Origin of the sequence: Archangium lansingense, from assembly GCF_026626635.1 — a bacterium.
Taxonomy (GTDB): Bacteria; Myxococcota; Myxococcia; order Myxococcales; family Myxococcaceae; genus Archangium; species Archangium lansingense.
Window position 1 is genome coordinate 9,954,315 of the sequence record NZ_JAPNKA010000001.1, and the last position, 25,205, is coordinate 9,979,519.

Annotated in this window: 22 protein-coding genes and 6 tRNA genes; 4 read left to right on the top strand and 24 right to left on the bottom strand. The window is 67.5% G+C overall.

The genetic code is table 11. The features are described 5' to 3' along the window. Positions 1–51: 51 nt before the first annotated feature. From clpP to OV287_RS39550, 4 genes are all read right to left on the bottom strand, one after another. Positions 52–672, bottom strand: coding sequence for an ATP-dependent Clp endopeptidase proteolytic subunit ClpP (clpP, locus tag OV287_RS39535; protein ID WP_267539216.1), 621 nt, complete (start codon positions 670–672; stop codon positions 52–54). 35 nt (positions 673–707) lie between these two features. Continuing rightward, on the bottom strand, positions 708–1,988 hold the full coding sequence (gene tig / locus OV287_RS39540) for a trigger factor (RefSeq protein WP_267539217.1): 1,281 nt from the start codon (positions 1,986–1,988) through the stop codon (positions 708–710). Between the two features lie 116 nt (positions 1,989–2,104). Next, positions 2,105–2,186 (bottom strand) — tRNA-Leu (locus tag OV287_RS39545). Between the two features lie 106 nt (positions 2,187–2,292). Continuing rightward, a tRNA-Lys gene (locus OV287_RS39550) sits at positions 2,293–2,365 on the bottom strand. A gap of 266 nt (positions 2,366–2,631) precedes the next feature. On the opposite strand from OV287_RS39550, the gene bet reads away from it, so the two are divergent. Further along, positions 2,632–3,804, top strand: a complete 1,173-nt coding sequence (gene bet / locus OV287_RS39555; RefSeq protein ID WP_267539218.1) for a phage recombination protein Bet — start codon at positions 2,632–2,634, stop codon at positions 3,802–3,804. A 70-nt stretch (positions 3,805–3,874) separates the two neighbouring features. Here the strand turns inward: bet and OV287_RS39560 are convergent. The 12 genes from OV287_RS39560 to OV287_RS39615 form a co-directional block, all read right to left on the bottom strand. Continuing rightward, positions 3,875–3,948: transfer RNA gene (locus OV287_RS39560), tRNA-Arg, on the bottom strand. 20 nt (positions 3,949–3,968) lie between these two features. Continuing rightward, a tRNA-His gene (locus OV287_RS39565) sits at positions 3,969–4,042 on the bottom strand. Positions 4,043–4,131: 89 nt separating this feature from the next. Next, positions 4,132–4,208, bottom strand: a tRNA-Arg gene (locus OV287_RS39570). A 32-nt stretch (positions 4,209–4,240) separates the two neighbouring features. Beyond that, positions 4,241–4,314: transfer RNA gene (locus OV287_RS39575), tRNA-Pro, on the bottom strand. 65 nt (positions 4,315–4,379) lie between these two features. Further along, on the bottom strand, positions 4,380–4,988 hold the full coding sequence (gene rdgB / locus OV287_RS39580) for an RdgB/HAM1 family non-canonical purine NTP pyrophosphatase (RefSeq protein WP_267539219.1): 609 nt from the start codon (positions 4,986–4,988) through the stop codon (positions 4,380–4,382). A 4-nt stretch (positions 4,989–4,992) separates the two neighbouring features. Beyond that, positions 4,993–5,709, bottom strand: coding sequence for a ribonuclease PH (gene rph, locus OV287_RS39585; RefSeq protein WP_267539220.1), 717 nt, complete (start codon positions 5,707–5,709; stop codon positions 4,993–4,995). A gap of 83 nt (positions 5,710–5,792) precedes the next feature. After that, positions 5,793–6,602 carry an N-acetylmuramoyl-L-alanine amidase family protein gene (locus OV287_RS39590; protein ID WP_267539221.1) on the bottom strand — a complete coding sequence of 270 codons (810 nt, stop codon included), beginning with the start codon at positions 6,600–6,602 and terminating at the stop codon, positions 5,793–5,795. Positions 6,603–6,640: 38 nt separating this feature from the next. Further along, positions 6,641–7,693, bottom strand: coding sequence for a selenide, water dikinase SelD (selD, locus tag OV287_RS39595; RefSeq protein WP_267539222.1), 1,053 nt, complete (start codon positions 7,691–7,693; stop codon positions 6,641–6,643). 93 nt (positions 7,694–7,786) lie between these two features. Beyond that, the gene (locus OV287_RS39600) at positions 7,787–8,737 is read right to left on the bottom strand and encodes a DUF4388 domain-containing protein (RefSeq protein WP_267539223.1); all 951 of its coding nucleotides are present in this window, start codon (positions 8,735–8,737) and stop codon (positions 7,787–7,789) included. Positions 8,738–8,840: 103 nt separating this feature from the next. Next, on the bottom strand, positions 8,841–9,554 hold the full coding sequence (locus OV287_RS39605; RefSeq protein WP_267539224.1) for a hypothetical protein: 714 nt from the start codon (positions 9,552–9,554) through the stop codon (positions 8,841–8,843). Then, entirely contained in the window at positions 9,551–10,330 is a 780-nt protein-coding gene (locus OV287_RS39610) for an outer membrane protein assembly factor BamD (protein ID WP_267539225.1), read from the bottom strand. The genes OV287_RS39605 and OV287_RS39610 overlap by 4 nt, the downstream gene beginning before the upstream one ends. 15 nt (positions 10,331–10,345) lie before the next feature. Further along, on the bottom strand, positions 10,346–10,852 hold the full coding sequence (locus OV287_RS39615; RefSeq protein WP_267539226.1) for a regulatory protein RecX: 507 nt from the start codon (positions 10,850–10,852) through the stop codon (positions 10,346–10,348). 34 nt (positions 10,853–10,886) lie between these two features. Between OV287_RS39615 and OV287_RS39620 the strand changes: the two genes are divergently transcribed. Next, positions 10,887–11,627, top strand: a complete 741-nt coding sequence (locus OV287_RS39620; RefSeq protein WP_267539227.1) for a hypothetical protein — start codon at positions 10,887–10,889, stop codon at positions 11,625–11,627. A gap of 133 nt (positions 11,628–11,760) precedes the next feature. Here OV287_RS39620 and OV287_RS39625 read toward each other — a convergent pair whose 3' ends face one another. The 4 genes from OV287_RS39625 to OV287_RS39640 all read right to left on the bottom strand — a co-directional run bounded on the left by OV287_RS39625 (position 11,761) and on the right by OV287_RS39640 (position 16,463). Next, positions 11,761–13,146, bottom strand: a complete 1,386-nt coding sequence (locus tag OV287_RS39625) for a type IV pilus twitching motility protein PilT (protein ID WP_267539228.1) — start codon at positions 13,144–13,146, stop codon at positions 11,761–11,763. Positions 13,147–13,299: 153 nt separating this feature from the next. After that, positions 13,300–13,701: a 30S ribosomal protein S9 gene (rpsI, locus tag OV287_RS39630; protein WP_203406787.1), complete on the bottom strand. Its 402-nt coding sequence runs from the start codon at positions 13,699–13,701 to the stop codon at positions 13,300–13,302. A gap of 51 nt (positions 13,702–13,752) precedes the next feature. After that, complete coding sequence (rplM, locus tag OV287_RS39635; protein ID WP_267539229.1) at positions 13,753–14,199, bottom strand: 50S ribosomal protein L13; 447 nt, start codon at positions 14,197–14,199, stop codon at positions 13,753–13,755. 143 nt (positions 14,200–14,342) lie between these two features. Further along, positions 14,343–16,463 carry an ATP-dependent helicase gene (locus OV287_RS39640; protein WP_267539230.1) on the bottom strand — a complete coding sequence of 707 codons (2,121 nt, stop codon included), beginning with the start codon at positions 16,461–16,463 and terminating at the stop codon, positions 14,343–14,345. A 34-nt stretch (positions 16,464–16,497) separates the two neighbouring features. Here OV287_RS39640 and OV287_RS39645 point away from each other — a divergent pair, with 34 nt between their 5' ends. Together OV287_RS39645 and OV287_RS39650 are read left to right on the top strand one after the other, a co-directional pair. After that, complete coding sequence (locus tag OV287_RS39645; protein ID WP_267539231.1) at positions 16,498–17,100, top strand: hypothetical protein; 603 nt, start codon at positions 16,498–16,500, stop codon at positions 17,098–17,100. A gap of 11 nt (positions 17,101–17,111) precedes the next feature. Then, positions 17,112–17,606 (top strand): caib/baif family protein, encoded by a 495-nt coding sequence (locus OV287_RS39650; protein WP_267542501.1) that lies wholly within the window; start codon positions 17,112–17,114, stop codon positions 17,604–17,606. Between the two features lie 29 nt (positions 17,607–17,635). Here OV287_RS39650 and OV287_RS39655 read toward each other — a convergent pair whose 3' ends face one another. From OV287_RS39655 to OV287_RS39670, 4 genes are all read right to left on the bottom strand, one after another. Next, positions 17,636–18,823 carry a class I SAM-dependent rRNA methyltransferase gene (locus OV287_RS39655; RefSeq protein ID WP_267539232.1) on the bottom strand — a complete coding sequence of 396 codons (1,188 nt, stop codon included), beginning with the start codon at positions 18,821–18,823 and terminating at the stop codon, positions 17,636–17,638. Positions 18,824–18,831: 8 nt separating this feature from the next. Continuing rightward, on the bottom strand, positions 18,832–20,028 hold the full coding sequence (locus OV287_RS39660) for a metallopeptidase family protein (RefSeq protein WP_267539233.1): 1,197 nt from the start codon (positions 20,026–20,028) through the stop codon (positions 18,832–18,834). 152 nt (positions 20,029–20,180) lie between these two features. Then, positions 20,181–24,698: a pilus assembly protein gene (locus tag OV287_RS39665; protein ID WP_267539234.1), complete on the bottom strand. Its 4,518-nt coding sequence runs from the start codon at positions 24,696–24,698 to the stop codon at positions 20,181–20,183. Between the two features lie 11 nt (positions 24,699–24,709). Beyond that, positions 24,710–25,204, bottom strand: coding sequence for a hypothetical protein (locus OV287_RS39670; RefSeq protein ID WP_267539235.1), 495 nt, complete (start codon positions 25,202–25,204; stop codon positions 24,710–24,712). Between the last annotated feature and the right edge of the window lies 1 nt (position 25,205).

Genomic DNA, 25,205 nt, shown 5'->3' on the forward strand with positions numbered 1-25,205 from the left:
GCGGTGCAGCATTCCCCGCGGCTCCGGCCCGTATGCCCCGCGAGGGGGCGTCTACTTGCGCTCGCCCGAGGGCGGCGTCAGCACCTTCCGGGGGTTCTGCACCTCGTCGAGGATGCCGTACGTCTTGGCCTCCATCGCCCCCATGAAGTAGTCGCGATCCGTGTCCTTCTCCACACGCTCGATCGGCTGGCCGGTGTGCTTGACGATGAGCTCGTTGAGCTTGGCCCGCATGCGGAGGATTTCCTTCGCCTGAATCTCGATGTCGGTGGCCTGGCCGCGCACGCCGCCCAGCGGCTGGTGAATCATGATGCGCGAGCTGGGCAGGGCGTAACGCTTGCCCTTGGCCCCAGCCAGCAGGAGCACGGCCCCCATGGAGGCCGCCTGGCCCACGCAGATGGTGGACACCTGCGGCTTCACGTACTGCATGGTGTCGTAGATGGCCAAACCGGCCGTCACGGAGCCACCCGGCGAGTTGATGTAGAGGTTGATGTCCTTGTCGGGGTCCTCGGACTCCAGGAACAGGAGCTGAGCGACGATGACGTTCGCGACGTCATCGTCGATCTCCGTTCCCAACATGACGATCCGGTCTTTGAGGAGCCGGCTGTAGATGTCGTACGAGCGCTCCCCTCGGTGAGTCTGCTCGATGACGTAGGGAACGGGCATGAAGGGCATGACAACCTCGCGAAGGGTCTAAGGAAGAAGAACTCCTAGGAATACTTCGCCCGACCCTTCAGGAATTCAATCGTCTTTTCTTCGCGGAGTCGGAGGCTCAACCCCTCGCGCTCGTTAGCGCCCTTGAAGTACTTCCGGACGACGGAGATGTCCTGCTTGGCCTCCTTGGCCAGCTCCTCGAGCTTCTTCTCCACGTCCGCGTCGCTGGTCTGGATGTTCTCCTTCTGAGCAATGGCCTCGATGAGGAGCGCCCCCTTCACCTCCTTGGTGGCCTCCTCACGCAGGTCCTCGCGCAGCCGGGCGAAGTCCAGGTTGAGCTGGCGGGGATCCATGCCCATGCGGGCCATGGCGCGCAGCCGGTTCTCCAGCATGTTGTCGATGGTGCGCTCCACCATGGACTTGGGCACGTCGAAGGTGTTGCCCTCGATGAGGGCCTTGAACAGCGCGTCGCGCTCCTCGCCCTGGGCCTTGTTGCGCTTGCCCTGCTCCAGGTCCGTGCGGATCTTCCCGCGCAGCTCCTCGAGCGACTGGGCCTCGCCCGTCTCCTTGGCGAAGTCGTCGTTGAGCTCGGGGACGACCTTCTTCTTCAGGCCCTTCACGGTGAACTTGAAACGGGCCGTCTTGCCCTTGACGTCCTCCACCCGGTAGTCGGCGGGGAAGGTGTAGTCCAGCTCCTTGGCCTCGCCCACCTTGGTGCCCTCGAGGGCGGCCACGTTGGACTCGACCAGCTCGCCGGGAGCCAGCTCCACGGTCACGTCATCCGCCTTGCTGCCCGGGAAGTCCTTGCCCTCCACGGTGGACTGGTAGTCCACGCTGGCGAAGTCGCCCATCTGCGCCGTGTCACGGCCCTCCACGGGCTCCAGCCGCGCCATGCTCTCGCGCAGCTGGTTGAGGCGCTCGTCCACCTCCTTGTCCTCCACCTGGGTGGCGGCACGGATGAGGGGCAGGCTCTCGTAGTTCTTGGGCTCCACCTTGGGCTTCACCTCGACGCGAGCCTCGAAGGTGAAGGGGGCATCGGCCTTGAGGCCGGAGTTGTTGGTCACCTGGGGCGGGGCCACGGCCTCCACCTTGTGCTCCCGGGCGGCCTCCAGCCAGGCGTTCTGCACCACGCGCTGGATGACCTCGTCCTCCACCTGCTCCCGGTAGCGCTGCTCGAGAATGCGGCGGGGAACCTTGCCCTGCCGGAAACCGGGCAGCTTCACCTGCTTGCCGAGCGCGGTATACGCGCGGGTGAGCTCCTCGGTCACGCGGGAGTTCTCGACCTCGATGGAGAGCTTCTTCTCGATGGGAGAGAGCTCCTCGATCTGGACCTTCATGGGATGCCTCGCTCGCGCCGGGCGCTCCCGGCGTGTCGAATGGGTGAAGAAGTGAAGACGTGGGACGTGCGCGTTTAGGAGATAGGTCCGATCCGGTCAACGCGAAATGGCCGGAATGGGCGAGGAGGGACTCGAACCCTCACACCTTGCGGTACCAGATCCTAAGTCTGGCGCGTCTACCAGTTTCGCCACCCGCCCGGGCGCTGACCGTGCGTTCTACCTCGAAAACCAGAGTCCAGCGCACAGCAATCCAGGACCCCAAAAAGGAACCGGGGCTCCCTCATTGCTGAAGGAGCCCCGGTGTTGAGAGCGGAGGGAATCGAACCCACAACCTATGGATTAAGAGTCCATTGCTCTACCAATTGAGCTACGCTCCCGACTCTTGTGCGCCGCCGCGGTTCGTCACCGCGCGTCGACGGGGACGGCTTGTACGGCGCAGCGCCGTCCGCGTCAAATGCTTTTTTTCGCACCCCCTCGCAACCCTGTTTCTCCCCTCTGCTGAGCTCGTCTGCCCTCCGAGCTGGCCTGGACGTCCGTTCAGTATCGGGATGCCAACGCACGCCATCCGGGGTTGAATCCTCCCCGAGGTGCGGGCGAACGGAGGTCGTTCGCCCTTTTCGCAGGCGGAGAACAGAGCAGCGGCATGGAAGCACACAACAAGGCGGAAACCGCGTCGGGCCAGTGGAGCCCCGAGCGCGTGGAGCTCATCAAGCGGACCATCTGCCCCCGGGGCATCGGGGAAGACGAGTTCGCCCTCTTCATCGAACAGTGCAAGCGCTCCGGGTTGGACCCGTTGCTGAAGGAGGCCTTCTGCGTGGCCCGCCGACAGAACGCGGGCAACCGGGAGAAACCCAACTGGGTGACGCGCTACGAGTTCCAGCCCTCGGAGGCGGGGATGCTGGCGCGAGCCGAGCGCTTCCCGGACTTCAAGGGCATCCAGGCGAGTGCGGTGTACGCCGAGGATGAGATCATCGTGGACCAGGGCAAGGGCGAGGTGGTGCACCGCTTCAACCCGGCCAAGCGCAAGGGCAGCCTGGTGGGGGCCTGGGCTCGGGTGGTGCGCGACGGAAAGCTGCCCGTGGTGGTGTGGTTGGACTTCGCGGGCTACGTCCAGCAGACGCCGCTGTGGGCCAAGATTCCCACGACGATGATCGAGAAGTGCGCGCGCGTGGCGGCGCTGCGCAAGGCGTACCCCGAGGCCTTCGGCGGCCTGTACGTGCGCGAGGAGATGCCAGCCGAGGAATTCGAGCCACAGGCCGAACCCGCGGCCTCGCACGGCTACGAGGTGCTGGGCGCGCGTCCCGGCCCCGTGAAGGCGTCCTTCCCTCCTCTGCCCACGGCCCCAGCGCCGGCTCCGGAGCCGGCGCCCGTCCAGGCGCAGGAGACGCTCAGGGAGACCGTGCGTGAACCCGAGCCAATCCGCGAGTCCGTGAAGGCGCGTCCCGCGGCCGCCTCCGCCAAGGAGGTCCGAGAGCCCGTGGTGGCCAAGGACACCCAGGCGAAGGACATGAAGGCCAAGGACGTGAAGGCCAAGGACTCCCAGGAGCCCGCTCCGGCCGCCGAGCCGGCACCGGCCCTGGAGGCCCCGGCGAAGCAGAAGAGCGCGTCCGTGGTGGTGGCCTTCGGTCCGCACAAGGGCAAGATGGCCTCGGAGCTCAGCGACGAGGAGCTGGCCGAGACGATCGACCTGGCTCACGAGAAGCTGATGGAGCAGCCCAAGGCGAAGTGGGCCCGGCCGATGCGCGAGAACCTCGCGGCGCTCGAGACCGAGGCCGAGTTGCGCTGCCGCGTTCCCGCGGTGGACGGCAAGGCCTGAGCCCGTACTGAGTCGCTCGGGGAGGAGAAGCTCCTCGGCGTGGCGGCACCCTCGGAAGGGGGTGCTGCTGCGCGCCCAGAGGGACTTGAACCCCCAACCCTCGGCTTCGAAGGCCGATGCTCTATCCAGTTGAGCTATAGGCGCAAAAAGCGGGGGATGAGAAGGGCGGCCAACCGGGATCGAACCGGTAACCTCAGGAGTCACAGTCCTGCGCTCTAACCAGTTGAGCTATGGCCGCCGTTACTGACGAACAACCGCGCTGAAACGTGGCGGCTTCCCTACCGTGGAAAGCGTTACGGTTCAAGCCCTTTGTCACTCCTGAAGATTTGGCGCGCCAGGCGGGACTCGAACCCACGACCCTCGGCTTAGAAGGCCGATGCTCTATCCAGCTGAGCTACTGGCACCCAGGTCTCCTCGTTACTGGGGTACTGCGATATCGGGGCGAGAGGATTTGAACCTCCGACCCCCTGCGCCCAAGGCAGGTGCGCTACCAGGCTGCGCTACGCCCCGATAAGGTCCAACCATTGTTGAACCATCCGGAACGGACGCGCAAGGCAAACATACCTGACACCTGCTCAGCCCCCGACAGGTCGTCCGCCAGCCATGGCTCTCAGGTGGGGCAGCATCTTCTGGAAGGCAACGCCCCGGTGAGAGATGCCCGCCTTCTCCTCGGCCGTCAGCTCCGCCATGCTCTTCCCCCCCGGCAGGATGAAGACCGGGTCGTAGCCGAAGCCATGGGAGCCGCGGGGCGAGTGGCCAATGCGTCCCTCGCAACGGCCCACCTCGACGATGGCGCGACCCCCGCCCGGCTGCACCAGGCAGAGCGAGCACACGAAGGCCGCGGTGCGCTGGTCGTCCGGGACGCCCGACAGCTCGGCGAGCAGCTTCTCGTAGCGTGCCTTGTCGTCCCCTTGGGCGTAGCGCGCGGAGTGAACCCCGGGCCGGCCTCCCAGTGCGTCCACGCATAGCCCCGAGTCGTCCGCCAGTGCGGGCAACCCGGTGGCCGCGGAGTAGGCACGGGCCTTGATCTCGGCGTTCTCCTCGAAGGTGGCGCCGGACTCCTCGGGCTCGGGGATGGGCGGCAGGTCCTTGAGGGAGACCACCTCCACGGCGTCCCCCACGAGGCCGCGCAGCTCACGCAGCTTGCCCGCGTTGGAGGTGGCGAAAAGCAGGCGGGGCTTCATGGCATCACCCTCCGAGCACCTTCTGCTGGGCCTCGGTGAGCAGGCGGATGGTGGCCAGTCCCGCATCCAGCATGGCGTCCATCGTCTTGCGGTCGAAGAGCTGGTGCTCGGCGGTGCCCTGCACCTCGACGATGCGGCCGTCTCCGGTGGCCACCAGGTTCAGGTCCACGTCGGCGGAGGAGTCCTCGTCGTAGTCGAGGTCCACCCGCACCTCGCCCTTCACCACGCCCACGGACACGGCGGCGAGCGGGGTGAGCTTCGGCATGCGGGGCATCACCCCGTCCTTGTGCAGCTTGCGCAGGGCGAGCACCAGGGCCACGTAGGCACCCGTGATGGAGGCGGTGCGGGTGCCGCCGTCCGCCTGGAGGACATCACAGTCCAGAGTGAAGGTGCGCACGCCCAGGCCCGGCAGGTCCACCGCGGCGCGCATGGAGCGGCCGATGAGCCGCTGAATCTCGAGCGTGCGACCGGTCTGCTTGCCCTTGGCCGCCTCGCGCTGAGTGCGGGTGTGCGTGGAGCGCGGCAGCATGCCGTACTCGGCCGTCACCCAGCCGGAGCCCTTGCCCAACAGGTGCGGCGGCACCTTCTCCTCCACCGAGCAGGTGACGAGCACGCGCGTGTGACCGAACTCCACCTGGGTCGAGCCCTCGGCATGACGGGTGATACCAGGGGTCAGGGTGACGGGGCGCATGTCCAGCGCCCCACGGTTGAAGGACCGCATGGGAAGGCTCCTCGGAAAGGGTAATGGGCCCGGCTCTCTAGCAGACGAGGTGCCCCGCTGTCCGTTGCGAGCGCGCGCTTCTGTCAGGGCGCCGCGGGAGCCGCCACCTTCGGGCCCTTCGGGGCATCGCGCCGGCGCACCTCGGCCAGGAAGGCCTTCACGCCCTCGGTGATGGCGGTGGCGAGCCGCTCCTGGTACTCGGCGCGAGCCAGCCGGCCCCCCTCCTCCGGATGCGAGATGTAGCCAATCTCCACGAGGACGGCGGGGGCCTCGACACCGTTGAGCACGTAGAACGGCGCCTGCAGCACCCCCCGGTCCGAGCTGCCCGTGGCCGCGATGAGCTTCTGGTGGATGGCGTATGCCAGGCGCGAGGAGTCCTGGTGCGCCTCGGTCCTCGCCAGGTCATGGAGAATGAAGGCCAGCGTGGAGTCACCCCGCGCCCCCCGTGCCGCTGGGGCCTCGGCGTTCTCGCGGTCCGCCGCCGCTCGCGCAGTGGCGTTGGAGGCATTGGCCGAGAGGAAGTACGTCTCGATGCCCTGGACGCGCGCGCGCGTGCGCCGGGTGGGCATGGCGTTGCAGTGGATGGACACGAAGAGGTCCGGCCGCTGTTTGTTCGAGAACTCCACCCGCTCGCCCAGGGGCAGGAACTGGTCCTCGTCCCGCGTCATCAGCACCTGCGCCCCGAGTTCCTCCTCCAGATGATCCCTCAGCCGACGGGCCACCTGGAGCGACACGTCCTTCTCGAGCAGACCCGTGGGGCTCGTCGCCCCGCCCTGGTCACCGCCATGGCCGGGGTCCACCACGATGCGCGCGGGGCGCTCGGCCGCACGAGAGGACGCCGGCAGGCTGAGGACAACGAGGGTGCCGAGGACAGCAGTCAGACGGAGCATCATGCCAACACCGGATGCTACCGGAGGTGGCGGACCCCTCGCTATCCGACGACTTCGATGCCCGTCCGGCCCTCGCCCACCTCGCCGATGAGGGCTACATCTACTCCGGCCCGCTCCAACGCTCGATACGCCTTGGCCACGTCACGCGCCGGCACCGCGGCCAACAGGCCGCCGTTCGTCTGCGCGTCGGCGAGCACCCACTGGATGTCCTCGGGCAGACCCTTGGGAAAGCGCACCTTCTTCCCCACGTGGGCGAGGTTGGACTTCGTCCCGCCCGGCACCACGCCCTGCTGCGCCAGCGCCGGCACCTCCGAGATGATGGGGATGCGCTCCAGGTCCAGGAAGGCCTTCGTCTTCGCCCCCTTCATCATCTCCAGCAGGTGCCCCAGCAGCCCGTAGCCCGTCACATCCGTGAGGGCGTTCACCTTGAACTTGCCCGAGGCGAACACCTCACCCGACTTCTTATTCAGCTCCGACATCAGCGCCACCACGCGCGACGTCAGCTCCTTGGAGGCCACCCCACGCTTGATGGCCGTGGTCGCGATGCCCGAGCCCAGAGGCTTCGTCAGCATCAGCACGTCCCCCGGCTTCGCCCCGGCGTTCGTCAGCACCTTCTTCGGGTGCACCTGGCCCGTCACCGCCAGCCCGTACTTCGGCTCGGGATCCTGCACCGAGTGCCCACCCAGGATGGGGATGCCCGCCTCGTCCGCCTTCGCCTGGCCTCCCGCCAGAATGCGCGACAGCTCCTCCATGGGCCGATCCTTCGGGAAGCCCACCAGATTGAGCGCGAACAGGGGCTTTGCCCCCATGGCATAGATGTCCGACAGCGCGTTCGCCGCCGCGATGGCCCCGAACTGGTACGGGTCGTCCACCACCGGCGGGAAGAAGTCCACCGTGCTCACCAGCGCCATTCCCGGCGCCACTCGATACACGGCCGCGTCATCGTTGGTGTTGAAGCCCACCAGCGCCCTCGTATCCTTCGAAGTCTTTAGTTGGCGCAGGACCTGCGCCAGATCCGCGGCGCGGATTTTCGCCGCTCAACCCGCGCAATGCGCCAGCTCCGTCAGCCGGCGCGGCTTCTGCTCTTCCGACACAGTGGACCTCGTTACCAGGGATGAACCCGGGGTTCTCGATACCCTCACCCCGACCCTCTCCCGAGGGGAGAGGGAGGAGTGGTTGGGGAGTGGCTAGCTGGCGCGCACGTAGTCGCGCTTGATGAGTTGTAGCACCGCCTCGGCCGCCTGCACGTCGTCCTGCTCCGAGTGGTTCAACACCCCACCCAACGAGCCGTAGTTGTGCACCTGCTGCAACACGTCCAGCAGCTCCGGCGTCAGCTCCCGCAGCGGCGCCGTCATCGGCATCGCCAGCATGAGCTGCGTGCTCATCGACGGCAGATCCTTCTGGATGCGCTTGTACTCGTCCAACTGCCTCAGCGCGTCCATCAGCAGCGCCTCGGTCGACGAGTCCAGCTCCACCATGAACTCCTGCGGATCCGCCGGCCTCAGCTCGAAGTCACCCTGCTCCCAGGTGACAATTCGGTTGAAGCTCTTCTGCGGCCCCAGGTTGTGGTTCTCGTCGATGACCGCGTAGTACACGCGGCCCTGGCGCAGGTAGATCTTCCCCTCGTGGTCGTTGCTGACCACCAGCACGCCGTTCTTCTTCGACGTGTGGAAGAGCTGCAGCAGGTCCGGCAGCGGAATCTCCTCGATCTTCCCCGTCATCGACGAGGCCTTCGTCGAGGTGCGCGCCGCCTGTACCGCCACCTCCTCCAGGCGCTGCTTGGCCACCACCTCGTCGACCTCGCCCGCCCCGGCGCCCTGCAGGATGAGCTTGAGGATGGAGGTCCCGATGAGGATGCGGTCCCCCTCCTTGAGCGTCGCCTGCTTCACCTTCTCGCCGTTGACGAACGTGCCGTTCGTCGAGCCGAGATCCTCGATGGAGATCTGCCCGACCCCGCTGACCATGATGCGCGCGTGCTTGCGCGACACCATGTCCTCGACGAGCACCATGTCCAGCTCGCTCGATCGGCCGATGACGATCTGCTTCTCCGCCTTCAGCGGGAACTCACCGCCCTGGTACTTGCCGGAGATGAACTTGAGCGCGTACGTCTTCGCCGGCGATCCACTCGGAGTGCTCACGGTGCTACGACCTCGATGATGAGTGTTGCCATGGACCTCAGCCTCCGTCCCTCCACCTCATCCGTCCCACCCCAGCTGAGCCCTGCTGAGAACGGCGCCTAGCCTACATGAGACTGGACGAAAACAAGAATTCCTCTCTGTTGCGAATCAGCGAGAATCGGCGCTGGCCCTTCTCGTCCACAGGCCTTGAAGGCAGCTGTCCCTCCAATCGCCACTCCTCGCTGGCCACCGCCTCGTCCCGCTCGAGCCGCAGGAGCCATCGCTCCGCCCGGTAGCGGCGCCTCTGGAGCTCCAGCACCCGCGCCAGCTCCGCCTCCCCTCCCCCCGTGGTGGACTCCAGGCCCGGTGCCAAGAGGCCCGCCAGCGCCTCGCGGTTTCCCGCCTCCAGCGCCCGGCGCCGCAACTCCAGCGCCCTCACCACCGCCGCCAGCCGGGGCGCCGCCAGATCCTCTGGCACCCACTCCCGCCCTCGAAGAACGAAAGGCACCCGCTCCACTCCCAGGGAGCTGATCTCCGTGCGGCCCAGCTGGCCATCGAAGTCCAGGGTCGCCCAGGCCACGGCCCGCTCCCCTCCGGGCTCCACGTTGACGGTGATGCGCGCGAAGTGGTGCTTCCGGGACTCGAGCGGCGCCTCCACCCCGGGCAGGGTCATGGACAACCCCTCCCGCTCGGTGCCCTTCAGGAAGGTGATGATCTCCGCCTCGGGCCCCGCGGCCACTCCCAACAGACGGGGGACGAGCACCACCATGGCGGCTGAAGAGGCCAGCACGATGATGAGTACCCCGCCCAGCCGGCTCCAGTCCTCGGAGCTCCTCACGAGCCCATCATCCGCCGGGCCCGCTCGGCGGCGGGAGTCCCCGGCAGGCGCTCGATGACCCTCTGCAGCGTCTGCCGGGCCTTCTCCGCGTCGTTGAGCTTCACGTAGGCCTCATGGAGCTCGAAGAGGGCCTCCTCCTCGAGCGAGGTGCCCGGGTAGCTCGTCAACAGCCCCTCCAACCGCTGCACCACGGCCTTCCAGCGCTCGCGCTTGGCGTAGAAGGAGGCCACGTACAGCTCGTGCTCGGCCAGCTTCAGGCGCGTCTGCTCGAGCTTCTCCTTCGCCTCGGGGACGTACTGGGAGTTGGGGTACTGGCGGACGAAGTCGTTGAGGGACACCAGCGCCGCCTTCACCTCGGTCTGATCCTTCTCCGTCGAGGGAGGCAGGATGAAGAGGTCCGCGGGGATGTCCGCGAAGTGGGTGAGCGCCGCCCGGTACGCGGCGTAGTCCACCTTGGCGTGAGTGGGGTGGAGCTTGATGAAGGACTGGAACTTCTCGCGTGCCTCCGGGTACGCCTCCTGGGCAAAGGCGAGGTCCGCCAGCTTCAGCTCAGCCTCGTTGGCCACCTCGAGGTAGGGGTACTTGGTCCGGACGTGCTCGTAGTACCGCTCGGCCTGAAGGAAGTCCTTCCGATCCAGGGCCTCGTCGCCCAATTGGAGGTTGGAGGCGGCATCCGCGCCGAAGTCCGGATCCCCGGCCTGGCCGGAGGAGAGGGCCGCGCAGCCGGCGGCGGTACACAGGAGGGCAGTCAGGCAGACAGCTCGAAGGAAACGCATGGGTAGGGAAGCAAGCTAATCTTCCGGACCCGAAGGTTCCAGCGTCGCGTCACCGAGTACCCGATGGATGACGTCCTCGGAGAAGCCCCGGCTGAACAGGAGACGGCCGGCCCGGGCATGCTCCTTGGGCCCCAGCTTCCGGCCGAGCAGCCCCCGCCGCTCCAGCACCTGACGCGCGGTGGCCTCCGCATCGAACTCCACTGTCTCACGGGCATTGGCCACCGCTTCGCTCGCCGCCTCGCGACTCAGCCCATGCGCCTGGAGCCGCTGCTCTACATCCTGGGGGCCATACTTGCCCTTCTGCAGCAACACCGCCGCCCGCTCCTGAGCGAAACGCTCGTCATCCAGGTACCCCCAGCCCGCCACCTGCTCCAGCGCCGCCTTGCGCACCGGCTCGGAGAAGCCCTTGCGCTCGAGTGCCGTCAGCAGCTCGTGCCGGCTGCGGGCTCGCGCGGCCAACAGTCGCAGGCACGCGTCCGTCGCACGTTTGACTTCCTCGGGGGTGGCTTCCTCGGAGTCCATCGCCTGCTCTCTAGCATGTGGTAACAGGCGCGGCATGCACCCCCTGATTGCCCGCTACCTCAGCCCCGAAGCCGCCCGTGAGACTCTCGAGAAGGAGAAGAACGGAGAGCTGCTCGAGCCCGAGGAGAGGCTCTTCGCCCAAACCGCCGCCGCCCACCCCGACAAGCGCAACGAGCTGGTGGGAGGCAAAGGCAAGCGCCACCTCTCCTCGGACGCAGAGGCGGCGGTCGTCTTCCTGGCCGCCTACGCCGCCACGCGCGCCATCGCCGAGGACCCCGCCCTCAAGGACGCCACCCAGCAGGCCCGGAAGTCCCTCGAGTCCGAGGGCGCCAGCGAGGATGAGACGGATGCCTTCATCGCCTCCATCCTGCTGGAGGAAGCCTTCGGCTACGAGGAGGAGGTGGAGTCCTTCGACAGCTCCTACGTCCAGGAGACGCTCGGCGAGGTACCCGCCTTGGCCGCCCTCACCCGCGAGCAGGTGGATGCCCTCATCCTCGGCTTCGAGAAGGGCGCCAAGGACGACTCGGAGCGGACTGTCCGCGCGCACATCTCCCGGGCCCTGGTGAACATCGCCTGGGGCGAGGGGCCCACCCCCATCAACCCCGAGCACATGGAGGCGCTCTACGAGTCCGAGATCGCCGACAAGCCCGAGGCCGAGATGGAGGCAGGGCTGCGCGCCACCGTGGACTTCCTCCAGGTGCTGGCCAAGGAGGGCCTTATCGGAACCCAGCGGCTCTCGCGCCTGCGCTCACAGCTCGGGGACGAGGAGGCGTGAATCGGGTTCAACCCTCTCCCTCTGGGAGAGGGACGGGGTGAGGGTCTACGGCGCCTCGCGGTATGACGCGGATGCTCGCGGGGCAACACCCTCACCCTAACCCTCTCCCAGAGGGAGAGGGGAATGGTGCTCCTCAGAAGCGCTCGATCTGGAAGTCGTCGTCGGCCGCGGGAGCCTTCGGAGCCGCGGGAGCAGGCGCCGGAGCCGCGGGACGGGCCGCACCAACCGCCGGGACTCCCGCGCGAGACGGCGGAGTAGGAACGCCAGCGGCGGGCACCCCCGGACGAGGCACGGAGGATGGAGCCCCCGGACGGGCCACGGCAGGAGCTGGCGCCGCACGGGCCGGCGTCGCTGCCGGCTGCTGCTGGTTCTGCTGGCCAAAGCTGGCCGAGCCCGGCACCGGCTTGGTGCCTCCACCGTCGAAGTTGTCCCACTTCGAGTCCGAAGTGGCGCTGATGCCGGAGAAGCGCAGCGCGAAGTCGTCCGGGTTGGTGGCCTGCCGATGGGCCTCCTCGTAGGTGACGAGCCCCTGCTTCACCAGCGACATCAGCGACTGATCGAAGGTCTGCATCCCGTAGGTGTCGAAACCCTGGGAGATGGCGTCCGGAATCTCCTTCGTCCGGTCCTTGTCCTCGATGAGCTCCTTCACGCGGGCGGTGCAGCGCAGCACCTCCACCGCGGCCACGCGGCCCTTGCCATCCGCGCGCGGAATCAGACGCTGGCTCACCACCGCCTTGAGCACGCTCGCGAGCTGGATGCGCACCTGCTTCTGCTGGTACGGCGGGAAGGCCGAGACGATGCGGTTGACGGTCTCCGTGGCGTCCAGCGTGTGCAGCGTGGACATCACCAGGTGGCCCGTCTCCGCCGCCGCGAGCGCCGTCTCGATGGTCTCGTGGTCACGCATTTCGCCCACGAGGATGACGTCTGGATCCTGCCGCAGCGCGCTCTTGAGCGCCTGGGCAAACGACATCGTGTCCACGCCCACCTCGCGCTGGTTCACGATGGAGCGCTTGTCCCGGATGAGGAACTCGATCGGATCCTCGATCGTCATGATGTGGTTCGTCTCGGTGGCGTTGATGTGATCGATCATCGCCGCGAGCGTGGTGGACTTACCCGAGCCCGTCGTACCGGTGACGAGGATGAGGCCGCGCTCGTCCAGGCAGATCTTCTCCAGGATGGGCGGCAGCATCAGCTCCTTGATGGCCATCACCTTGGTGGGGATGACGCGCATCACCGCGCCAATGGTGCCGCGCTGCTGGAAGACGTTGACGCGGAAGCGGCCCAGCCCGGGGACGCCGTAGGCCAGGTCCACCTCGTTGCTCTGCTTGAACTTCTCCTTCTGGAACTCGTTCATGATGCCGAAGACCATGCGCGCCACCTCCTCGGGTGGCAGGCGCTTGCCGTCCTTCAGCGGTACGAGCGAACCGTCGACACGGAACATGGGCGGCAGGCCCGCCTTGAGGTGGATGTCGGAGGCGCCGCCGCGGAGCGCAATCTGGAGGATCTCGTTGAGTTCCATGAATGCTCCGGATGGTAGCACGCCAAACAGATCCGACGAGGGGGGCCATGGACGGGGCGCGCTCGCCTGCCCTGGCCCGCAAAGCACCACGGCGGAGGCTCCCGAAGGAACCCCCGCCGTGTGAGTACTCCAGCGATTCCGCGTGAGAGCGGATTAGCGCTTGGAGAACTGGAACCGGCGACGCGCGCCCGGCTGGCCGTACTTCTTGCGCTCGACGGCGCGGGCATCACGGGTGAGGAAGCCGGCCTTCTTCAGCGCGGGGCGGAAGTCGGGGTTGTAGTTGCACAGCGCACGGGACAGGCCGTGGCGGATGGCGCCGGCCTGGCCGCTCAGACCGCCGCCGCGCACGTTGACCTCGATGTCGATCTTGCCCTTCTGCTCCAGCACGTCCAGCGGCTGGTTCAGAATCATCTTCGACGTCTCGCGGCCGAAGTACACGTTGATGTCGCGGCCGTTGACAATCACAACACCAGTGCCCGGGCGGATCCACACGCGCGCGGTGGCCTCCTTGCGGCGGCCGGTGCCATAGAAACCCTTCTCGGTGGCGGTAGCCATGTCGTCTCTTCTCTAAATAGGGTGCGGAAAGTGGGGAAGGAAGGACAGCGCTTACGCCTCGACCTCGCGCGTCGCGGGCTTCTGGGCGGCGTGCGGGTGGGTGTCACCGGCGTACACCTTGAGCTTGGTCATCATCTGACGGCCCAGGGCGTTGCGCGGCAGCATGCGGCGCACGGCGTTGAGGATGATGTCCTCGGGGTGCCGGGCGCGCAGCTTGGCCAGGTTGGTGCTCTTCAGACCACCCGGGAAACCGGCGAGCGTGTGCCGGTAGTACATCTTGTCCTGCTCCTTCGTCCCCGTCACCTTCACCTTGTCGGCGTTGATGACGATGACGTGGTCACCCGTGTCGATGGACGGGGTGTACATGGGCTTGTGCTTGCCCTTGAGCAGCGTGGCGATCTGGCTCGCCGCGCGGCCCAACACCTTGCCGTTCAGGTCGATGATGTGCCACTCGCGCTTGATATCCGCCGGCTTCGCGCTGTAGGTCCTCTGCGACATTGTTTGAACTCCAAAAGCATGGTTGGCGCCTGAAGCGCCTGTAGCCGTAGCAACCACGGGTCCCGCTCGTAAACTTCCAAGCCGGCCCGGAAAGGCCGACCGTCTTAGAGGGGGGCGGGGGGCAAGTCAAGGTCGCACTGCGTTCACCGTGCCCCACCTGTGGTTCCGGTAGCGGCGGGCGCCCCGGGTGTCGGGCCAGCCACGGTCGGTTTGGACCCAGGGGTCGCTCCCCCGCTTGCCCCCGGAGCCTTGAAACGCTCCTTGAGGTTGGCGAAGAAGTTCTTCTCCTGATCGGTGGGAGGGCCTTTGCGCGGTGCGTCAAGGTCCATGACCTCCACCAGCTCCGGGGGGATGTCCTCCAGGAAGCGCGAGGGAGTGCGCGGCACCTCCTTGCCCCGCTTCACCCGCATGGCGGATCGGGTGAGGTAGAGGAGCTCCTTGGCCCGGGTGATGCCCACGTAGCAGAGCCGGCGCTCCTCCTCGAGGTTCTGGGCCTCGCCCTGCATGCCCTTGTGGGGCATCAGCTCCTCCTCCATCCCGATGAAGAAGACCACCCGGTACTCCAGACCCTTGGAGGCGTGGAGGGTCATCATCGTGACGGCCTTGTGCGCCCCGGGCACCTCCTCCTCTTCCTGGCGGGTGTCGAGGCTGAGCCGGTTGAGGTAGGTGAGCAGGCTGGCCTTGGGCCCTTCGCGCTTCTCGAAGGATTCCAGGGAGTTGATGACGTGGTCGATGGACTTGAGCTTCCGGTCCGCGCTGGCCTGCGAGGTGGTGAGCGACTTCGCGTCGTCCTTGTAGCCGATCTCCTCCAGCAGCTTGCGCGTCGTCGCCGCCAGGTGGCCCTGCTCGTAGCTCTGCCGGTAGCGCTCGACGAGCTGGAGGAAGTCCTTCACCTTCTCGGCGGCGCCCTTGGGCAGGTCCTCGTAGCGATCGGCGCGCTCCATGGCACCCCAGAGCGTCACGCTGTCGCGCCGCGCGTGCGCCACCAGCCGCTCCATGGTGACGTCGCCGATGCCACGCGCAGGGACATTGATGATGCGCAGCAGCGCCGTCTCGTCCCGCGGGTTGGCGATCAGCTTGAAGTAGGCGATGACGTCCTTTACCTCGCGCCGATCGAAGAACTCGCTGCCCGACACCACCTCGTAGCGGATGCTCTTCTCGCGCAGCGCCTCCTCGATGGGACGCGACTGGCCGTTGACGCGGTAGAGGATGGAGATTTCATCCGCCGGAATCCCTTCGGCCAGCAGCCGGGAGATCTCCGTGGCCACGTACCGGGCCTCGTCCTCCTCGGTGGGGGCCGTCACCACCTTGATGCGCGTGCCGCCCTTGCGATCGGACCACATCTTCTTGGCCTTGCGCTCGGGGTTCTTGGCGATCACCGCGTTGGCCGCGTCCAGCACCACCTGCGTGGAGCGGTAGTTCTGCTCCAGCCGCACCTCCTTGGCCCCGGCGAAGTACTTGTCGAAGCTCAGGATGTTGCGCACCTCGGCGCCGCGCCAGCTGTAGATGCACTGGTCGTCGTCCCCCACCACGCACACGTTGCGCGTCTCGCCGCTGGCCAGCAGCGTCAACAGATCGATCTGGGCCTGGTTGGTGTCCTGGAACTCGTCCACCAGCAGGTAGCGGAAGCGCTGGGTGTACTTCTGCCGCAGGTCCTCGTGCTCGCGCAGCAGCCTCGAGGGGAGGATGAGCAGGTCATCGAAGTCCACCGAGCCCTGCGCCTTGAGCGCGAGCTGGTAGGCCTCGTAGACCATGTGGGCGATGAGATCGTAGTCGTCCCCCATCCCCTCCCCCAACGGCTCGGGCGTCTTGCCGGCGTTCTTCGCCTTGGAGATGAGGGTGAGCACCTTGCGGGCATCGAAGGTACGGTCGTCGATGCGCCGCTCGCGCATGGCCCGCTTGATGATGGCCGCCTGATCTCCCTGGTCCGCGATGGTGAACTTCTTGGGCCAGCCCAGCCGGTAGATGTCCTCGCGGAGCATCTCGGCGCCGAAGGCATGGAAGGTGCACACCAGCACGTTCTGGGCCCGGGGGCCCGCCATGTGCACCAGCCGCTCCTTCATCTCCGTGGCGGCCTTGTTGGTGAAGGTCACGGCCAGGATGTTGCGGGCCAGCAGCCCACCTGGCCGCTTGTCGAGCAGGTGGACGATCCGGTTGGTGATGACGCGAGTCTTACCGCTGCCTGCGCCCGCCAGCACCAGGAGGGGGCCCTCGGTGGTGAGCACGGCTTCGCGCTGCGGGGGGTTGAGCTTCGAGAGGTCCATTGCGCGCGGCCCGGGGATACCCTTTGATTCTCCCGTGCGCGACTATTCTTTTCTCCGACCGCTCATTCTCCTCGCGCTCGTCGCGGGCACCGCCTGCACCGATGGTGGAAAAAAGACACCGGGAGACGCGGACAGCACGGCCGCGAACACCCTGGCGACCTTCCCCTGCGCTCATTTCGAGGACTTGCAGGCCTTCCTTCCGGAAAAACTGGAAGGTCTGGAGCGCTCGCAGGAGGCAGGCTCCACCGGCCGGTACGGCGACGTGTCCGTCAGCGAGGCCGAGCGCAGCTTCACCCACGGTGAGGATCGGGAAGTGAAGGTGCGCATCGTGGACACCTCTCTGGGCAAGAAGCTGGGGCAGGCCATCCGCGCCGCGGCCGAGGAGGGCCGGAGCCGGGCCACGAATGATCCCACCGCCCCCATCTTCTGGAAGGACAAGGAGGCGGTGGGCTTCGTACGCTACGACGCCTCGACCGGACAGGCCGAGGCGAGCCTGCTGGTGGGCAACCGGTACGTGGTGGCGGTGAGCAGCCGCGGATTCCCGGGCACCGTGGAGGTGCGCCGGGTGGCACGAGACATCGACCTCGAGGGGCTGGCGCAGTTGCACCAGGCCCCCGGCGGCACGGACCGCCAATGAAAGGAGCTTCTGTGGTGAAGGACAGAGGGTCGCGGGTGAATGTACCGGAGACGCTCGAGCAGGAGGCCCAGGCGCGCCAGCAGGTGGCCGGCATGGGCAAGCGAGAGTTCCTCGAGCAGTACCAGCGGCTCGCCAAGCTGTACACGGCGGACCCGGGCAACCCCGGCTCCTATGCGTGCGAGGGCTGTGAGCGGTGCGCCAACTGCATGTTCTGCAAGGACTGCGACAGCTGCTACCAGTGCACCCACTGCACCCGCTGCGAGCTGTGCAACAACTGCTCGCACTGCGTGGACTGCAAGCAGTGCCACAACTGCGCCTACTGCGTGCAGAGCGAGAACTGCACCACCAGCGCCTACCTGGTGCTGTGCCGCAACATGTCCGACAGCAACTACTGCTTCGGCAGCGTGGGCCTCTCCAAGAAGGACTTCTACATCCTCAACGTCCCCTTCCCCCGCACCGAGTACTTCAAGCAGGTGAAGCGGCTGCGCGAGGAGATGGGCATCTGACCCGGGCCCCCCCCGGACCCTCCCCTGGCCTACAGCAGGACGCGGACGAAGAACGCCTTGAGGTACTCGGTCTCCGGCAGGCCACCGAGCACCGGGTGGTCCAACCCCGCGCCTCGGCGCTCCAGAATCTGCACCGGCCGCTTCGCGTCCGCGGCGGCCGAGAGCACCATCTCCTCGAAGGCCTCGCGCGTCAGCTTGCCGGAGCACGAGCACGTGACGAGCAGGCCCTCGGGGCGCAGGCACTTGAGGGCGCGCAGGTTGAGCTCGTGGTAGGCGCGCAGCGCGGTGGCCAGGCCCTCGCGCCGCTTGGCCAGCCCCGGTGGATCCACCACCACCGTGTCGAAGCGGCGGCCGGACTCGGAGAAGCGGCGCAGCACGTCGAAGGCGTTGGCGTTCTCCACCGTGACATTGGTGCGACCGTTGCGCGCGGCGTTCGCCCGGGCCCTCTCGGAGGCCTTCGGGTCCTGCTCCACCGCCAGCACCGAGTCGCAGGTGCGGCTGAGCGCCAGCGCGAAGCCCCCATGGTAGCTGAAGAGGTCCAACCCCTCGCCTCGGGCCAGCTCGCCCGCGCGCACGTGGTTGTCCACCTGGTCCAGGAAGGCGCCCGTCTTCATGTCGCCCAGCAGGTCCACCTCGAAGAGGTTCTCCCCCTCGTGGTAGCTGAAGCGGGCCTCGCCCTCACCGTGCAGCAGCTTCACCTCGCGAGAGAGGCCCTCGAAGTCGCGGCCCGAGGCATCGTCGCGACACACCACATGGGTGGCCCCGGTGAGCTCGGCCAGCGTGCGCGCCACCCACTCCTTGCGCACGTCCATGCCCTCGGAGAGCGTCTGCAGTGACAGGCCCGCGCCGTAGCGGTCCACGAAGAGGCCGGGCAGCAGGTCCGCCTCGCCGTGCACCAGGCGCAGGCCGTCCCGCTGGCGCAGCAGCGCGCGCCGGGCGAGCGACAGCTCCAGGCGGTGGCGCAGGAAGGCCTCGTCCACCTTCTCCTCGGAAGGACCCTTGCGCGTCAGCAGCCTCAGTGCCAGCGGCGAGCGCTGCGCGTAGAAGGCCTGGCCTACGGGGTTACCCTGCGGATCCACCACCGACACCACGGCGCCGCGCTCCTGGGTCTGGGGCGGCTCCAGCAGCTCGGTGCGGTACAGCCAGGGGTGGCCCCGGCGAAGGGCTTTGGCCCCCTTGAGGCTCACGCGGGCGGTGGGGGGGGATGGGCGAACCATGTCTCGTGTCACTCCAGGCCGCGGGCGGCCAGTTCCAGATCGTCCTCGCCCCGAAGGTGCCCCACTTCGTGGAGTAACGTCACTTTTATCTGCTCCCGCAGCTCATCCCGGGTGCGCACCGCCCGGGCAAGGTTGAGGCGGTAGAGGGCCACCGAGCGACAGGGCGTCTCCGAGCCGTCGCAAGGCTCGCCCAGCGGCGGGCCCCGGAAGAGGCCGAGGATGGCCGGAGACAGGGGCGGCTCGCCGGAGAGCAGGTCCTCTTCCGCGGGCAGCTCCTCGGCGCGCACCGGCACCCCAGTCAAGTCCTTCCGCATGTCCTCGGGGAGGGCCGACACCGCGCGGGCCACCTCCTCACGGAACTCGGCCTCGGTGGGCATGGGGGGCGTGGGGAAGTCCTCCGGCGACAGCACCCGTGCCTTGTCGAAGTGCACCTGCGCCTGCTTCCACTTCCCCTCGCGCTCCAGCAACAACCCAAGGTGGTAGTGCGCGTGCGCCCCTCGCTGCGAATCACCTACCAGGGAGGCAAAGGCGGCTCGGGCCTCGGCGAAGCGGCACAGCTCGAAGAGGGCCAGGGCCTTCTCGTAGGCGGCCTCGTGGTTGTCCGGCTCGCGCGCCAGGACAATCTGAGCGCGCTGGAGGGCCTCGGCGGCCTGCCCCAGGTCATTGAGCGCCATGGCGGCCACCAGGGCGAAGCGGGGCAGCAGCTCCGGCGCCATGTCGGCTTGGGAGAGCCCGCGCTCGGCATAGAGGGCACCCAGCTCGTCGTGCTCGCGGCTGGAGGGCAGCTGCACGGCGAAGAGGTGCGCCGCGCCGAGCAGCGCGTCCGGCTGGCCCGGATCAAGGGCCAGCGCCCGAGCGTAGGCCAACTGGGCCTCCGCCGTGCGTTGGAGGGCGGCCAGCGCCTCACCCCGCGCCGAATGGGCAGCAGCGGAGTCCGGCTCCAGGGCCGAGGCCTGGGCCGCGCAGGAGAGGGCCTCCGGGTACTTGCCGCTGTCGAGGTAGTCCAACGCCGCGCTGAGCGGAGAGGTTCCCCGGGCCCGGCAGGGAGGAAGGGGCTCGGGCACGGGGGCGACGGGCGCGGGCGCCGGTGCCGAGGCAACCGCGGGCGTGCCCGCGTCGGGAACGGCGGGAGCGGACGTGGAGCACGTCCACTGGCAGGCACCGAGGAGAAGGAAACAGAGGGCGAACGGACCGCGCCGGGACATGGGGAGCCGCAGGCTACGGCATCGCCCTCACCTCGGGAAGGTATCTGCCGCCTGCTCGCTCGCCCTCCACGGCCTCCCCTCCCCCGCAAAACGGCGGGGCCCGCCATCGCCGCGCGGCGAGGACGGGCCCCAGAGAGACGCTCAACCCTGGCCTACATCTCCGAGGGGATGCACGCGCTCTGCCCACCGTTCTTGCTGTCGTGCCGGCACGTGTGCAGCGAGCGCGAGATGGGCAGCTCGTAGATGTACTGCAGCACGTCCCTGTCGGAGGAAATCTGAACCCCGGTGGCCTGTCCCTTGCCGGGCTCGAAGAAGTTGACGCCGTAGACCACCTGGCCCGTCTTCGACACCTGGATGCTCATGGCCGGCTCGGGAGGAGGCGCCAGCACGGAGCGGTTCTGGTAGCGCACATAGGCGTTGCCGTCGAGGAAGCCCGCCGCGCAGTTGGGGGCACCCGTGACGAAGTCCGCCTGGAAGAGGCGCGCCTGGTTGCTGCTCGCACTGGCGCACGCGCCGCTGGAGGACGAGCCAGGGTACATGGAGTTCCACAGCGTGCAGCTGGAGAGCACCGCCGCGCCGCTGGCCGTCTTGTGGGGCAGGCCCTCGTACTCGTAGAACCAGCCGTAGCTGTCCGCATTCGCCAGCACCTTCGGCGAGCACGTCTTGCCCGTCTCGCACGAGCAGTTGCCCAGGCCATCACACTTCACGTTCGTCACGTCGGTGAGGTCGCCCGAGGTCGCGCTGCCGCCGGTATCGGTCAGCCGCCGCGAGTCGTAGTCCGCGGCCTTGTTCTTCGAGCTGCCCGACCCGTTCTCGTCGAACATGCGCTCGGGGACGCCGCCGTACGCCCAGATGCCGTAGAAGCGGTTCTTGCCGAGCGAGCTCGGGGTGGAGGACGCGCTCAGGTCCAGGTCGTTCATGTTCAGCGTGTTGCCCGGATCGCTCACCCGGCAGTCGAACACGCCCGACGCATCCTGTCCGCACTGCACCTTGGTGCGGGCGAACTCGTAGCTGACCGTTCCACCGCCGGTGGGCTTGGGGCACGAGTTGGCCTGGCGGTACTCGTACTCGGCCTTGATCATGTCCGTGTCGCCCACCGAGCCGCAGAAGTTGGTGGAGCTCGTCGTCGCGGAGGAGAAGGCGGTGTAGCGACCCGCCTTGAAGGCACGGTCCACCCACTCGTTGCTCAACCGCTGGTAGTCCGTGTCGTTGCGCGTCAGCTTGTAGGTGGACAGCGTCGAGCCGCACCCCAGCTTGGAGCAGGCCTGCGGGTTGTCGAAGCGGCAGATGCCGGCGCCGTTGTCGAGCAGCTGGTAGCGGTTGCCCGAGCCGACGAAGGCGCGCAGGGCCCGGTTCTCCGGCTGCATCGCCAGGGACGTCAGGTAGTGGAAGGGCGCACGGCTGCGGACGCTCTGATCATTTCCTCCGTTCACCCCCGCGCGGTCCATGACGAAGGCACGCGCACCGCTCCAGTTGCCGATGAGCTTCGTGGTGCCATCCCGCACACCCGCCTCGTGGAAGCGCAGCGTCCAGAGCTGTCCGCCCAGGTCGCCCACCACCGCGGTGTCGAAGAAGCCGTCGAAGCGCACCTTCGTGTTGGAGCCGTAGTCCGCCAGGGCCACGGGCGCCGCGAAGCCGTACGTCATGTCCTTGCGCGGATCCGAGGTACCGCTGAAGGACTCCGAGTACTCCCACTTCCACAGCAGGTTGTCGCGGCGGTCCGGCACGGTGCCGTTCCACACGTCCACCATGTAGATGCCGCGCCCCTTCTCGTTGGCGGGAGACCAACCACCCGACAGCACCGCCACCCAGCGCTCCACGCTCAGCACGCTCTTGTCCTCGTGCCGCGCCAGGCCACTGGAGGACTGGAGCAGCACCGGGCCAATGGGCGGCGGCTTGGGGCTCAGGCTCATCAGCGTCTTGCCGAAACGCAGGGCCTCGTCCGTGCACGGCTGCGGGAACATCCAGCGGAAGCTGGGCTGCGTCTTCGCGCTCGTCGCCAGGGTGCTGGCGCCATCCCACTGAATCTCCAGCGCGAAGTAGTGCGTACCACCCCGGCCCTCGGCCACCACGGCCACCGTGTGGTACTCGTTCATCTGCTTCTTGCCGTCGTTGTTCTCGTCCGACCAGATGTCGCGGACCATGATGTCGCCGTCGATGTAGTAGGCGTGGCCCTGCAGCATGTCCTGCAGCCGCGACAGCAGATCCGCCGGGATGAAGGCCCACCGCTCCGTGCCTCCACCCGCCGCGGTGCTGGAGTACGTCACCTCACACTTCGAGTCCTCCTGGCCCTGGCCGTCGCTGAAGGCGTGCAGCATGCCGTCGTTGGCGCCCACCAGGATGAGGCGCTCGCGCTTGCGGTTGATGAAGTGCCAGGCGTCATAGGCATCGCGCACCGTCGGCGTAGCGACGTTGCAGGACGCGGCCTGCGTGTAGGTGACCATCTCAGTGGACGGCACGCCGGTCTTGTTCTGGGTGGCGAAGAGCGTGCTCACGCACTGGTTGCTCACGCCGATGTCGCACAGGAACTTGTCCACCGGGGGATCCACCACCACCGGGGACGAGTGGAAGATGTCGCCCAGCACGGACGGCCGGGTGTCGTCGCGCTTGCCATCGCCGTTCTCGTCGAACAGGTCCTGCCCGCGCACGTACTGCATGACGAGCGCCGAGCACAGCAGGTCATACGCGTCCTGGGTCGTCGGATTGGCCGGAACGCCCACCAGGCCCTGGGCCGTCATCAGGGTCACGGCCTGCGCGAGCCCCAGCGTGCCCGCCATCTGCATCTTCTCGAGGATGAGGCCCGGCTTGTAGGTGGTGAGCACGCCCGTGGGACACAGGGGCGAGCCGCTCACGGCCAGGTACTGGCGCAGCTGGCTCATGTTGGTGAGCTTGAACTCGACGACCGAGTCCTTCTCGGTCATCAACCCGTCCTTCGACCCTCCGCCGTTGTTGTCCGTCACCGTCCAGATCTTCCGGCCCTTGTGGCCGAGCGCCTGCAGCTTCGCGTTCGCCTCCCAGAAGGGCTCGGCCGCACCACCGTAGACGGGCGCGCCGCCAGGGCCGCCGCTGGTGGACAGCACCTTGCGGTACTCGCTCGAGTTGTCCTCGGCGACCATCGTCCCCGACTTGTCCACCAGGAAGGTGTCAGCGCGATCGCCGTCCGCGTTCTTGTCCTGGTCCTCGACGAACTCGTTGAACTGCTCGTAGCGGTAGAGCCGGCCCGACCAGGAGCCATTCTTGGCGGGCATCATGCGCGGGATGATGGCCGTGGCCGACACGCTCTGCGTCTGCAGCGTGTTGACGGCCGCCGAGGAGAAGGCGGTGTTGCGCGTGTTGATGTCATCCAGGATGGTGAGCATCACGCGCTTGAGCTCGCTGGTGCTGCGGGCCGGGAAGAACTTGCCGCCGCCCAGCCGCGCCGTCTCCTGCAGCAGCTTGCTGTCCTCCACGTCCTCGGAGAAACCGATGGTGTACGTGGCCACGCGCTGCTGGCCGTCCATGTCGAAGCGCAGATCCTTCTCCCACATCATCTTGGCCACCTTGTGCAGGTGGCTGGGGGAGCAGTCCTCGCAGGGCGTGGTGTCGTTCTTGATGGCGTCCGGGAGGTTGACCACCTTGCCCTCGTCGTAGGGCTCGCCGTCCGTCAGCAGGATGACGGCGTTGAAGCCGCACTCGAAGCACACCCCATCCGCCGCGCTGAAGTTGGCGCTCGTCGGGTGAGTGCCCAGGTAGGTGCTGAAGGGCGTGGGGGCTCCCTTGGACTGGAAGTAGTAGCCCGCCGAGTAGAGCGCGTCCGCGAGCGGGGTGTTGCAGCCATCCCAGCCCAGGCCGTTGCTGTTGTTGTCGTTGACGTTGGTGAGGTCGTTGAGGACGGAGTTGCGGTTGTTCTCCACCGAGCTGTTGTCCAGGGGGTAGGACTTGGCGCAGGTGGGGCCCATGGGCTGCTGGATGCAGAGGCACTGGTTGTTGGTGCCGGACTTCTTGCCCCAGCACGTCTTGGCGGCGCGGGTCTGGAAGCCCAGCACGCCGAAGCGCACCTCGCGCAGGTCGCGGATGACGTCCGCCATCACCTTGACGGCACCCGAGTCACGCGGCGCGTAGAAGTTGAGGAAGTTGCCCTTCACCCGCCGCGTGCTGCTGTTGTGGATGTAGTAGCCCTTGGTATCGAGGCAGCTCTGGCAGGTGCTCCGGTCCGAGGAGCCGATGCCCGAGATGGACGAGCACGCATTGCTCACGCTCGTCCAGGTCTGGGTGTTGTCCGGAGCGTTGCCGAAGATGACGCCATACCCTTCCGACGGCGCCTCGTAATAGCTGTTGGTGGCGAACCAGGCGTCGGACTGGCTGTTGAGGCCCGTCCACAGGCGCGGGTACGCCTCGGCGCTGGCGTACCCCAGCCCGTTGAGGAACGAGTCCGAGCAGCCCTTGGTGGTGGGCCAGGTCTTCGGCCACGAGTGCATCGAGCCGGAGGTGTCAATGATGAAGAGGATGTTGGGAGGCCCACCCGGGCGCGAGAAGAACTTCTCGTCGCTGCCCCGGGTCGGGTTCATCAGGGCGTCCAGACGGGACGTGGTGGGCAGGCAGCAGGCCGCCTGATCAATGGCGGACGCGGTGTCCGCCCGGAGCAGCACCACGAGGATGGCAACGAGGCTGAGCGTCAACTTGCGGAACATGGCGCCTTTCCTCACAGGCCGTAACGGAAAAGGAATTCGACTTCGGACTCGCGGCCCGCGCTCTCGTGGCACTTGACCACCACGCGGTAGTACTTGCCGCCCAGGGTGCCGCCAGAGTCGGTCACGGTGTTGGCGATGTCGCGGGCCTGCTTCGACGCCTCGCCCATGGACACCGCGTTGACGGCCACCACCGTGCTCTCGGCCTCGCCGCCGTAGTGGCCCGTCATCATCTGCGAGCGAGCGCTTGGATCCGGATCATCGATGAACGTCGTATCGAGGATCTGCAGCTCACTGGTGGCGCGGAACAGCTTCAGGCGCGACAGCAGGTGGCGGCGCGCCGCGTCCGCGCATGCGCCCACACGATCACCCCGCAACTTCTCGGCCGTGGCCTCGCGGTTGTAGTTGGTGAACTGGATGGCGCCCCCCACCAGCACCATCAACACGGAGACGGCGATGAGGGTCAACATCAGGGCGTTGCCGCGGGGGGCCCTCTTCTTGAGGTGCATG

Excerpts from the sequence above, each read along its gene's own strand:
- clpP (WP_267539216.1), bottom strand. The coding sequence starts at position 672 with ATGCCCTTCATGCCCGTTCCCTACGTCATCGAGCAGACTCACCGAGGG.
- tig (WP_267539217.1), bottom strand. The coding sequence starts at position 1,988 with ATGAAGGTCCAGATCGAGGAGCTCTCTCCCATCGAGAAGAAGCTCTCC.
- bet (WP_267539218.1), top strand. The coding sequence starts at position 2,632 with ATGGAAGCACACAACAAGGCGGAAACCGCGTCGGGCCAGTGGAGCCCC.
- rdgB (WP_267539219.1), bottom strand. The coding sequence starts at position 4,988 with ATGAAGCCCCGCCTGCTTTTCGCCACCTCCAACGCGGGCAAGCTGCGT.
- rph (WP_267539220.1), bottom strand. The coding sequence starts at position 5,709 with ATGCGGTCCTTCAACCGTGGGGCGCTGGACATGCGCCCCGTCACCCTG.
- OV287_RS39590 (WP_267539221.1), bottom strand. The coding sequence starts at position 6,602 with ATGATGCTCCGTCTGACTGCTGTCCTCGGCACCCTCGTTGTCCTCAGC.
- OV287_RS39610 (WP_267539225.1), bottom strand. The coding sequence starts at position 10,330 with ATGCGTTTCCTTCGAGCTGTCTGCCTGACTGCCCTCCTGTGTACCGCC.
- OV287_RS39615 (WP_267539226.1), bottom strand. The coding sequence starts at position 10,852 with ATGGACTCCGAGGAAGCCACCCCCGAGGAAGTCAAACGTGCGACGGAC.
- OV287_RS39620 (WP_267539227.1), top strand. The coding sequence starts at position 10,887 with ATGCACCCCCTGATTGCCCGCTACCTCAGCCCCGAAGCCGCCCGTGAG.
- OV287_RS39625 (WP_267539228.1), bottom strand. The coding sequence starts at position 13,146 with ATGGAACTCAACGAGATCCTCCAGATTGCGCTCCGCGGCGGCGCCTCC.
- rpsI (WP_203406787.1), bottom strand. The coding sequence starts at position 13,701 with ATGGCTACCGCCACCGAGAAGGGTTTCTATGGCACCGGCCGCCGCAAG.
- rplM (WP_267539229.1), bottom strand. The coding sequence starts at position 14,199 with ATGTCGCAGAGGACCTACAGCGCGAAGCCGGCGGATATCAAGCGCGAG.
- OV287_RS39640 (WP_267539230.1), bottom strand. The coding sequence starts at position 16,463 with ATGGACCTCTCGAAGCTCAACCCCCCGCAGCGCGAAGCCGTGCTCACC.
- OV287_RS39655 (WP_267539232.1), bottom strand. The coding sequence starts at position 18,823 with ATGGTTCGCCCATCCCCCCCCACCGCCCGCGTGAGCCTCAAGGGGGCC.
- OV287_RS39660 (WP_267539233.1), bottom strand. The coding sequence starts at position 20,028 with ATGTCCCGGCGCGGTCCGTTCGCCCTCTGTTTCCTTCTCCTCGGTGCC.
- OV287_RS39665 (WP_267539234.1), bottom strand. The coding sequence starts at position 24,698 with ATGTTCCGCAAGTTGACGCTCAGCCTCGTTGCCATCCTCGTGGTGCTG.
- OV287_RS39670 (WP_267539235.1), bottom strand. The coding sequence starts at position 25,204 with ATGCACCTCAAGAAGAGGGCCCCCCGCGGCAACGCCCTGATGTTGACC.